7 protein-coding genes and 2 pseudogenes are annotated in these 10196 nt (G+C 71.4%); 2 read left to right on the top strand and 7 right to left on the bottom strand.

Annotation, left to right across the window (positions count from 1 at the left end; genetic code table 11):
* Nucleotides 1-14: 14 nt before the first annotated feature.
* Both ACFU53_RS20375 and ACFU53_RS20380 read right to left on the bottom strand, forming a co-directional pair.
* Nucleotides 15-1499: an AlkA N-terminal domain-containing protein gene (locus tag ACFU53_RS20375; protein WP_383994060.1), complete on the bottom strand. Its 1485-nt coding sequence runs from the start codon at nucleotides 1497-1499 to the stop codon at nucleotides 15-17.
* Between the two features lie 168 nt (nucleotides 1500-1667).
* Nucleotides 1668-3641, bottom strand: coding sequence for a heavy metal translocating P-type ATPase (locus tag ACFU53_RS20380; protein ID WP_383994063.1), 1974 nt, complete (start codon nucleotides 3639-3641; stop codon nucleotides 1668-1670).
* Between the two features lie 57 nt (nucleotides 3642-3698).
* On the opposite strand from ACFU53_RS20380, the gene ACFU53_RS20385 reads away from it, so the two are divergent.
* On the top strand, nucleotides 3699-4067 hold the full coding sequence (locus ACFU53_RS20385) for an ArsR/SmtB family transcription factor (RefSeq protein WP_383994016.1): 369 nt from the start codon (nucleotides 3699-3701) through the stop codon (nucleotides 4065-4067).
* A gap of 59 nt (nucleotides 4068-4126) precedes the next feature.
* Here ACFU53_RS20385 and ACFU53_RS20390 read toward each other — a convergent pair whose 3' ends face one another.
* Nucleotides 4127-5056 carry a transposase family protein gene (locus tag ACFU53_RS20390; RefSeq protein ID WP_383994019.1) on the bottom strand — a complete coding sequence of 310 codons (930 nt, stop codon included), beginning with the start codon at nucleotides 5054-5056 and terminating at the stop codon, nucleotides 4127-4129.
* Between the two features lie 169 nt (nucleotides 5057-5225).
* On the opposite strand from ACFU53_RS20390, the pseudogene ACFU53_RS20395 reads away from it, so the two are divergent.
* A pseudogene (locus ACFU53_RS20395) lies at nucleotides 5226-5564 on the top strand (GNAT family N-acetyltransferase); the annotation flags it as partial.
* A 119-nt stretch (nucleotides 5565-5683) separates the two neighbouring features.
* Here the strand turns inward: ACFU53_RS20395 and ACFU53_RS20400 are convergent.
* From ACFU53_RS20400 to ACFU53_RS20415, 4 genes and pseudogenes are all read right to left on the bottom strand, one after another.
* A pseudogene (locus ACFU53_RS20400) lies at nucleotides 5684-6720 on the bottom strand (IS200/IS605 family accessory protein TnpB-related protein); the annotation flags it as partial.
* Between the two features lie 16 nt (nucleotides 6721-6736).
* On the bottom strand, nucleotides 6737-7237 hold the full coding sequence (locus ACFU53_RS20405; RefSeq protein ID WP_383994022.1) for an O-acetyl-ADP-ribose deacetylase: 501 nt from the start codon (nucleotides 7235-7237) through the stop codon (nucleotides 6737-6739).
* An 82-nt stretch (nucleotides 7238-7319) separates the two neighbouring features.
* Nucleotides 7320-8543 (bottom strand): cytochrome P450, encoded by a 1224-nt coding sequence (locus ACFU53_RS20410; RefSeq protein WP_383994025.1) that lies wholly within the window; start codon nucleotides 8541-8543, stop codon nucleotides 7320-7322.
* Nucleotides 8540-9940 carry an alkaline phosphatase family protein gene (locus ACFU53_RS20415; protein WP_383994028.1) on the bottom strand — a complete coding sequence of 467 codons (1401 nt, stop codon included), beginning with the start codon at nucleotides 9938-9940 and terminating at the stop codon, nucleotides 8540-8542. Before ACFU53_RS20415 ends, ACFU53_RS20410 begins: the two co-directional genes overlap by 4 nt.
* Between the last annotated feature and the right edge of the window lie 256 nt (nucleotides 9941-10196).

Here is a 10196-nt window from a genome sequence, read left to right on the forward strand (position 1 = left end):
GCCCGGGAACGTGCTCATACGGGAAGGAAGTTGATGGGGTGGCTGTCGGTCGCCCACAGATACTGGACCGCGTACGCCCGCCACGGCCGCCACGCCGCCGCCCGGGCCGTGAGCGCCGCCGGGGTGGACGGCAGGCCCAACTCCTTTGCCACGCGCCGGATTCCGAGGTCGTCGGGGAGGAAGGCGTCGGGGTCGCCGAGGGCGCGCATGGCGATGACGTCGACGGTCCAGGGTCCGAAGCCGGGGAGGGCGAGGAGGCGGACGCGGGTCTCCGCCCAGTCGCTTTCGACGCCCAGATGCAGCCCTCCGTCAGCAAGTTGACGCACCAGGGTGGTGAAGGTGGTCCGACGGGTGCGGGGCATCGCGAGGGTATCGGGGTCGACGGCCGCCAGCGCCTCGGGGGACGGGAAGAGATGGGTGAGACCCCCCTCGGGATCGTCGACCGGTTCGCCGTGCGCAAGGACCAGCCGGGCCGCATGCGTACGGGCCGCGGCCGTGGACACCTGCTGGCCGAGCACCGCCCGTACGGCGAACTCGGCCTCGTCGACGGTACGCGGCACCCGGCGCCCCGGCGCCTTGTCCACCAGCGGCGCGAGCACGGGGTCGGTGCGCAGTTGCTCGTCGACGGCGACCGGGTCGGCGTCCAGGTCGAGCATGCGGCGGCAGCGGCTGATGGCGACGGGCAGGTCGCGCAGATCGCTGAGGGTGAGCCGGCAGGCGATGTGGTCGGGCTCCGGCGTGAGGCCCACGATGCCGTGACCGTACGGCAGGCGGAGCGTGCGCCGGTACGCGCCGTCGCGCCACTCCTCCACTCCGGGTACGGCGGTCGCGGCGAGGTGACCGAAGAGGTTGTCGGGGTTGAGCGGAGTCCGGAAGGGCAGTCGGAGGCTCAACACCCCTGATGCACCAGGGGAGTCGGAGCGCTGCCGGGCCGACCGCGTCGCCCGCTCGCGCAGTTCGCTCGGCGACAGCGCGAAGACCTCCCGCACGGTGTCGTTGAACGTCCGGATCGACGCGAACCCGGCGGCGAACGCGATCTCCGCCATCGGCAGCGCGGTCGTCTCGATCAGCAGCCGCGCGGTCTGCGCCCGCTGCGCCCGGGCGAGCGCCAGCGGCCCCGCGCCCAGCTCGGCCAGCAGTTGCCGCTCGACCTGCCGGGTGCTGTAGCCGAGCCGCCGCGCCAGCCCCGGCACGCCCTCCCGGTCCACCACCCCGTCCCCCACCAGCCGCATCGCCCGTGCCACGAGGTCCGCCCGCCGGTCCCACTCCGGCGACCCGGGGCTCGTGTCCGGTCGACAGCGCTTGCACGCTCGGAACCCGGCCTGCTGGCACGCGGCCGCACTCGGATAGAACGTCATGTTCTCCGGCTTCGGCGGCACCACCGGACAACTGGGCCGGCAGTAGATCCGCGTGGTCACCACCGCCGTGAAGAACCACCCGTCGAACCGCGCGTCCTTCGACCGCACGGCCCGCACACACCGCTCCGTATCCGTGTACATCCCGTTCCGCATGACTCAAGCATCGGGGAGGGGGAGGGCGCGGGGCTGGCGGGAATCCGACATCAAGACGAGGGCGACCTGCAGGGCTCCGGTCCATCTGGGGGCGCGGGTAACCGCGCGACCAGCCAGTACGGACCCGCAGCCCGCACAACGGACGCCCCCTCCCCCTCAGGCGCCCCTAACCCCCGCAGCCTTACGCCATGCGGACTCCCGCAACAACCGCAGCCCATTGAGCCCCACCACCACCGTGGACCCCTCATGCCCGGCCACCCCCAGCGGCAACGGCAGATGCCCCACCAGATCCCACACCACCAGCACGGCGATGCAGACCCCCGCGATCACCAGGTTCTGCACCACCAACCGCCGAGCCGCCCGCGACAACCGCACCACCGAGGGAATCGCGCCGAGCTCGTCCCGCACCACCACCGCGTCCGCGGTCTCCAGCGCGAGATCGGACCCGGCCCGCCCCATCGCCACACCGGCGTGCGCGGCGGCGAGCGCGGGCGCGTCATTGACCCCGTCCCCCACGAACAGCACCTTGCGGCCCCCGTCCTGGAGCTCCCGTACGGCCTCCACCTTGCCCTCGGGCAGCAGCCCGGCCCGCACATCGGCGATCCCGGTGTCCGCTGCCACCTGGGCGGCGGCACGCGCGTTGTCCCCGGTCAGCAGGACCGGAGACGCACCGGTCACGGCGGAGAGCGCGGCCACCGCGGCGGGCGCGTCCTGCCGCAGACGGTCGGCCAGGGTGAGCGCCCCGACGGCGACCCCGTCCCGCGAGACGAAGACAGTCGTCCCCTCGAAATCCCCACTGCCGGCGATCCCACCGTCGGCGACGCCCCGGCTTTCCCCCGGCCGCCCCACAGTCACCACGCGCCCTTCGACGGTCGCCCGCACCCCCCGCCCGGGGGTGGCCACGAAGTCCTCGGCGGCGGCCACCCGCAACCCCCGCACCCCGGCCGCGGCCACGACCGCGCGGGCCAGCGGATGTTCACTGGGATGCTCGGCGGCCGCGGCCAGCGCCAGCAGCCCGTCCTCGTCGAGCCCGGAGCCCGGCAGCGGCCGTACGGCCGTGACCTCGGGTGTGCCCTCCGTGAGCGTGCCGGTCTTGTCGAGGGCTGCGACATCGATCTCGCCCAGCCGCTCCATGGCGACGGCGGACTTCACGAGGACACCGTGGCGGCCGGCGTTGGCGATGGCGGAGAGCAGCGGCGGCATGGTGGCGAGGACGACCGCGCAGGGCGAGGCCACGATCATGAAGGTCATGGCGCGGAGCAGAGCGGCCGTGAGGTCCTCGCCGAAGGCCAGCGGGATGCCGAAGACGGCGAGGGTGGCGACGACGACGCCGACGGCGTACCGCTGTTCGACCTTCTCGATGAACAGCTGGGTCGGCGCCTTGGTGCGGGAGGCCTCCTCGACGAGGCTCACGATGCGGGCGATCACGGAGTCGGCCGGGTCGCGTTCGACGCGGACACGCAGCGCGCCCGTGCCGTTGAGGGTGCCCGCGAAGACCTCGTCGCCCGGGGCCTTGGGGACGGGCAGCGGTTCGCCGGTGATGGTGGCCTGGTCGGCCTCGCTCTCCCCCTCCAGGACCTGCCCGTCGGCACCGATACGCTCGCCGGGGCGGACCAACACCACGTCACCGACGGCGAGTTGATCGGTCGGCACGGTCTCCTCGGCGAAGCCGTCTGCCGACAGCCGGGTGGCCGTGGTGGGCGCGAGGTCGAGCAGGCCCCGTACGGAGTCCGCGGTCCGGGCGGTGGCCAGGGCCTCGAGAGCGCCGGAGGTGGCGAAGATGACGATCAGCAGGGCGCCGTCGAGGACCTGGCCGATCGCGGCCGCGCCGAGCGCCGCGACGATCATCAGCAGGTCGACGTCGAGGCTCTTCCCGCGCAGCGCCCGCAGCCCTTCGAGGGCGGGCTCCCAGCCGCCGGCCGCGTACGCGATCACATAGAGCGGGCCGTACAGCCAGGCGGAGGCCCCGGCGAGGTCCAGCGGGAACGCGAGCAGGAAGGCGACGGTCGACGCCAGCGCCCAGCGGGCCTCGGGCAGGGCGAGGACCCGGGTACGGCGGCGGGGAGCCGTCGGCGTGGACGTACGGCGGACCGGTGAGGGGGCGAAGGTGGCAGACACGCGGCCCACCATACAGGAATACATGAAGACTCATTCATGCCTTCATGTGCGGTGGGTAAGATGCTCGCCATGGGTCATGGAACCGTCACCTCAGCGCAGGACGCCACCCCTCGTGTGCGCCTGGACGCGGCCAACGTCGCCAAGGTGGCCACCACCCTCCAGGCCCTCTCCACCCCGTCCCGCCTGCTGATCCTCGCCCGACTGCGCGAAGGCCCGCTCCCGGCGACCGAGTTGGCCGCCGAGGTCGGGATGGAACAGTCCGCCTGCTCCCATCAACTGCGTCTGCTGCGCAACCTCGGCCTGGTCGTGGGCGAGCGGCGGGGCCGTTCGGTGGTGTACGCGCTGCACGACCACCATGTCGCCGAGCTGCTGGACCAGGCCGTCTACCACGTCGAACACTTGCGGCTGGGGCTCAGCGACGCACCGGACGAGGACTAACGACGTAGTGCGCGATTGAGGTCGGGGCCTGGTGGCCTGGGAGTGCGGCTGGTGGGTGGTTACCGCAGGGCTGCGCGGTCGGAGACCAGTCCGGCGATCGCCTGGTGGGTCTCGTCGTAGTACCCGCGGCGCCCGATGTAGCGCTGGAGGGGTCGCCACCGCTTGTGCTCGGCGTTGGCATGCTCGACACAGATTCGCGCGGAGGACTGCTTCTTGCGCGCCTTCTCCCGGGCGGCGGCCTCTTCAGGCGGGGCATCCTTCTTCGGCTTGAGCGGTGTGGCTTCGACTTGATCGGGGAACTGCTTGGCCAGTCCCCGGCAGCCCGCGTCGACCTTGGCCTTCACCTGCGGGTACTGTTCGAACAGGCTGCAGATGCCCTCAGTCTTGAGCGCAGTTTGATCATGCATACGGCCGGGCCGGAAGGCGCCGGTCCACAAGGTGCGGCCCATGCTATCGCTGATCACGGTGGCCTTCTTGGTGTTCTGCTTCATCTTGCCGGAGACGAATGCTCGGCGGCCGGGCTTGTTCGCCCGGGGCCGACGCACCCTCACCTCGGTGCCGTCGATGCGCAGTTCCACGCCCTGGGAAGCTGCGTAGGCGAAGACATCGGACAGGGTGCGCAGGCGTAGGTCGGGCCGGCCGGGGACGGCGAAGCCGCGGGCGGCGAGCAGGGGGCGGACCTCGTGAACGGCGCGGGTGATCGTGGAGCGGTCCACTCCGTAGAACAGGGCGAGGGCGTCGTGCGGGAGTTGGAAGCGCAGGATGACCAACGTGACGACCACGCGATCGGTGAAGACCAGTTCGTGGCCCGGGCCAGCTCCAGCGGCGCGCTGCCGTTCACGGCCTCGGCGTTTGCGGAGCCGGGACTCCTCGCGGGCTGTCCACGGCTCGGCGAGCTCGGCGATCAGCTTGCCCAGGCGGCGGCGCGGGATACCGGTGCAGATGCGATGGCTCAAGGCCGTGCGGGTCCATCCTGACGTCACAATCATGATCGTCCCGCACGGCCGTTCGCATGTTCAGGCTGGGGTACCAGCGATCGCGCATCACGTCGCGATCGCTCAGCCGGGTGACTGCGGCTGTGGCTGCGTGAGTGAGCGAGTGGGGAGAGCGTGCCTCAGTTCACAGACGTCAAACCGAGTCGGCCGCGAGAATGCGGCCATGGAGATCACAACCGCCGTGGCGACCGATGCCGATGCCGTCGCCGAGCTGCACACGGCCAGCTGGCGAAGGGCCTACGTGACGCTGTTCCCTGCGCAGTACCTGGACGGCCCGCTGCTCGCCGAACGCCAACAGGTATGGCGGGCGCGGCTGACCGATCCTGTCCCGGGCGCGGCACTGTTCCTGGCCATGGAGACCAGCGCGCTGCTCGGCTTCATCTACCTCGAGCCGCAGCCGGACGGCCGGGTCCTGCTCGACAACCTGCATGCCCGTCCCGGCGACACCGGGCGCGGGCTGGGCAGTCGGCTTCTCGAGCATGCCCTGGCCTGGTCCGCCACCGCGCACCCCGGCCAAGACGTCTACCTGGAGGTCCTGCAGGGCAACACCCGCGCGGTCACGTTCTCGGACTGCGATGGCGCGGGCGGCCTCCGCCGACAGATACCGGCGCCGCACGTAGCGCGGCTCGTCAGGAGTGAGTCTTGGACCCATACCTGGTCACCGCGGACACCCCGAACGGTTTCGGATGTCCTGGTCGCCCGCGTACTCACCGCGTCCGGCGGCACGGATCGTGTCCGTGGTCCGGGGATGCGGGGGCGGGGTCCCTTACGCCCAGGGGCACGCCAGTCGGCCTGGACGGTCCGATGCCCGTGCACATCGCTCCGGTGTACACGGGGCGGTGTCGTCCGTCGCCGGATCGGGTGCCCCTGGGCGCGTCGTCCGATCGCGATGCTCGCCGCATCGTGCCGGGTGGTCTTACGGGTGGGGCCGGCCATCGGCTTCTGCCAGTGCTGGGCGCCCCACTTACTGGTGCAGGCCGGGTCCACGGCGATGATCGCGATACCTGTGGCGTCGGCCATGGAGGCCAGCCGGGCGCGGAGCTTGCCGGTCGGCATGCCGGAGATGAGCTGCCGGAATCGGCGCTTGCGCCCGTGCTTCTCTCTGGTCTTCTCGGCCTGGAAGTCGAGGGCTTCGACCGCGATGGCCTTGACGCCGCAGCTCTTGGCCCAGTTCGGCAGCCGTGTGAGGGAGTGTCGTACCTGGGCGTCGCGGTGCTGGGCGTTGCCGGACAGGTCGTAGAAGAACCGGCGCGGCTGGCCGATCGGGTTGCCGTGAGTGTCCAGGCACCATGCGGCGAGGTGGTCGGCATTGGTGTCCACGCCGATCACGCCATCGGCGAGGGCGGTTTTGAGTGGGATGGTCTTGGTGGGTGGGATCTGCCAAGAGGCGTCCACGTACCAGCGCCCGAGCCTCGTGTCGTAGTGGATGCGGTAGGCCACGGCCCGGTTGGCCATCACGCGGTCGGCCCGCTCCTGCCCCCGGTGAGGGAACCGCACCTTCGCAGCGAGTACGTACCGGCCGTGCTTGGCGTTCGCCAGGTCGGCGAGCGGGGCCGGGAGCCTGATCGATACTTCGCCCTCGGGCGTGATGCGGAGCGTCTCGTTGCCGAACCTTTTCCCGGCTCGCCGTCCGCCTGGAGGAACCAGCGCCCGGCTTTCGGCTCCGCTCAGGGCTCAGCGGCTCTGTAGGGCGAACGCCTCGTACGCCTCGTCGTCGAAGAGGACGAACCTGACCTCCTCGACCGAAGTCTCCGTCGTGCGTACGGTCTCCACGGCGATGCGGGCTGCGTCTTCCATCGGCCAGCCGTAGATGCCGGCGGGGAAGGCGACCGTGCGTGCCCCCAACTCGTCGGCCACGCGGAGGGATTCGCGGTAGCAGGAGGCGAGGAGGGCTGAGCGGTCGAGGCTCTGGCTGTGGACCGGGCCGACTGTGTGGATCACCCAGCGCGCGTCCAGTTCGCCCGCCGTGGTGGCGACGGCCTGACCTGTCGGGAGGCCCTTGCCGTAGTGCGCGGCGCGGAGCTTGCGGCAGTCGGCCAGGATGGCGGGGCCGCCGCGCCGGTGGATCGCGCCGTCCACTCCTCCCCCGCCGAGGAGGGAGGAGTTCGCGGCGTTGACGATGGCGTCGACGGACTGCTGGGTGATGTCGCCCCGGACGAGGGTGATGGTGGTCATGCCCGCCTCGATATCAGCCGACGGGGCTCGTCGGCCCGCCATATAACGGGCCCTTGTCGGCCGGTGCTGCGGCCACGTCGGACTACCAACTCACCGGCAACGACCGCACCCCGTGGATCGTGCTCATCGTCAGCGCCGAGTTCTCCGGCGGTGCGATCAGGCGCAGGCCCGGCAGACGGTCGAAGAGGGCGGGCAGGCCGACCTGGAGTTCCGCGCGGGCGAGGGACTGGCCGATGCACTGGTGCAGGCCATGGCCGAAGGCCAGATGGCCGGTGGTGTCGCGGCGGACGTCCAGTGTGTCGGGGTCGGCGAAGGCGGAGGAGTCGCGGTTGGCTGCCTGGACCGCCACGATCACGCCCTCGCCCGCGCGGATGCGGACGCCCGCGACCTCCACGTCCTCGGTGGCCATCCGCCGCAGCCCCGAGTGCGCGACGGTCAGATGGCGCAGCAACTCCTCGACCGCGGCGGGCCACAGGCCGGGGTCCGCGCGCAGGGCGGCGAGTTGTCCAGGGTGGCGCAGCAGGGCCACGACCGCGAGCGGGAACATGTTCGCGGTCGTCTCGTGGCCCGCCACCAGCAGCAGCGAGGCGATGCCGACGGCCTCCGGCGCGCTCACCTCGCCGGTCGCCACCCGGTCCCGCGCGAGACGCGAGATGAGATCGTCGGCGGGCTCCCGGGTCCGCCGGGCGAGCAGTTCCCCCAAGTACGTGTGGAGGGCCTTGCGGGCGGCAAGCATCTCCTCCGGTCCGGACGCGAGACTGCTGAACGACCTCGCCTGCCGCTGGAAGAAGTCGTGGTCCTCGTACGGCACGCCGAGCAGCTCGCAGATGACGAGGGAGGGCAGCGGCAGGGCGTACGCCTCGACCAGGTCGGCTTGCGTGACAGGGGACGTCGTCGCCGTGCCGGCCCCCGCCACCGCGTCGGCCTCCCCCGTCATCGCATCGAGCAGCTCGCCGCAGATCCGGGCGATCGCCGGTCTCAGTCGCTCGATGCGGCGGAAGGTGAAGTCGGGGATCAGGACGCGGCGCAGGCGTGTGTGGTCGGGTGGGTCCATCATGAAGAACTGGCCCGGCGCGCGCGGTGGCGACTGCGGCCGGAAGCCGGGGAAGCCGTCGCGGGTCGAGTCGGCGCTGAAGCGCGGGTCGGCGAGGACCGCGCGGGCATCCTCGTGCCGGGTGACCAGCCAGGGGCTGTTGTCGCCCCAGACCGTCACCCGCCGGATCGGCTCCTCGGCACGCCACTTGGCGTACTCGGGCGAGGGGTCGAGCAGCGGGCGCAGCGTGGGAAGGGGAGGGTGGGTCGTCATGCGGGTCGCCTTTCGTCGTCCAGTCCCGCGAGCCCCAGCAGCAGCGACTTGATCTCGGTGGCGGCGTACGCCTCACGGGTCAACTCGCTTGTGGAGCACAGCAGTACGGGCCCGTCGTCGGGGTCGGAGGGAAGGCGGCCGTGGCTGCCGCTGACGCCGGCTGGGTTCAGCGGCACCGTGCTGATGCGGTAGCGGAAGCCCAGCTTCTTGCGGGCGACCTGGCCGATGGCGCGGAGCTTCACCGCGGGGACGGTCTCGTCGTAGAGCAGCTCGGCGGGGTCGTAGCCGGGCTTGCGGTGGATCTCCACCTGACGGGCGAAGTCGGGGGCGCGTTCGTCGTCGAGCCAGTAGTAGTACGTGAACCAGGCATCGGGGTCGGCGACCGCGATCAGTTCGCCGGAGCGTTCGTGGTCCAGGCCGTGGGCCGCCTTGCCCTCGGCGTCCAACACCTGTTCCACGCCGTCGAGTTCGGCGAGGATTTTGGCGACCTCTGCCGTGTCGGCCGGGTCCCGTACGTACACGTGGGCGATCTGATGGTCGGCGACGGCGAAAGCCCGTGAGGTCCAGGGGTCGAGGTACTCCATGCCGTCCTGGGTGTGCACCTGGAGCAGACCGGCCCTGCGCAGGGCCCGGTTGATGTCCACGGGGCGGGAGACGGGGGTGATGCCGTACTCGCTGAGCGCGACCACCGTGGCGCCCTCGCTCAGGAAGTGGTCGATCAACGGGCGCAGGGCGTCGTCGAGTCGGCGGGCGGCCTGGATCGTGGCGGGCGAGTCGGGGCCGGACCGCTGGGGCTCGTAGTCGAGTTGGGGGATGTAGACGAGGGTGAGGTCCGGGTCGTGCTCGTCGAAGACCTGGCGCGCGGCGCCGAGGATCCACTGCGTGGAGGGCATTCCCGCGTTGGGCCCCCAGTAGGTGAACAGGGGGAACGGGCCCAGCCGGTCCGTGAGTTCGTCGTGCAGGGACGGCGGCCAGGTGGAGCAGTCGGGTTCCTTGCGGCCGTCGGAGTAGTAGACCGGGCGTGGGGTGACGGTGAGGTCGACGTCCGCGCCCATCGCGTACCACCAGCAGATGTTGGCGACCTTGTAGTCGGGGTCGGACCTGCGGGCGGTCTCCCAGATCTTCTCGCCGCCGACGAGCGCGTTGTGCTGGCGCCACAGCAGCACCTCGCCGAGGTCCCGGAAGTACCAGCCGTTGCCCACCGCGCCGTGCCCGGAGGGCGGTTCGCCGGTGAGGAACGTGGACTGGACCGTGCAGGTCACGGCGGGCAGTACGGGGTCGAGCCGGGCCCTGAAGCCGCGCTCGCCGAGGGCGGCCACGGCGGGCATGTGCCGAAGCAGCTTGGGGGTGAGGCCGACGATGTCGAGGACGACGAGCCGGTTGGGTCGGGTGCTCATCGGTGGTTCTCCTTGAGGCCGATTCGGGTGCTCATCGGTGGTCTCCCTTGAGTCCGGGCCGAATGCTCATCAGTGGTTCCCCTTGAGTCCGGGCCGAATGCTCACCGGTGGTCCCCCTTGGGGCGGGTCGGGTGCTCATCGGTGGTGCCCCTTGGGGCCAGGCCGAATGCTCACCGGTGGTCCCCCTTGGGGCGGGTCGGGTGCTCATCGGTGGTGCCCCTTGGGGCCAGGCCGAATGCTCACCGGTGGTCCCCCT

This window comes from Streptomyces sp. NPDC057474 (assembly GCF_042802555.1).
Taxonomy (GTDB): domain Bacteria; phylum Actinomycetota; class Actinomycetes; order Streptomycetales; family Streptomycetaceae; genus Streptomyces.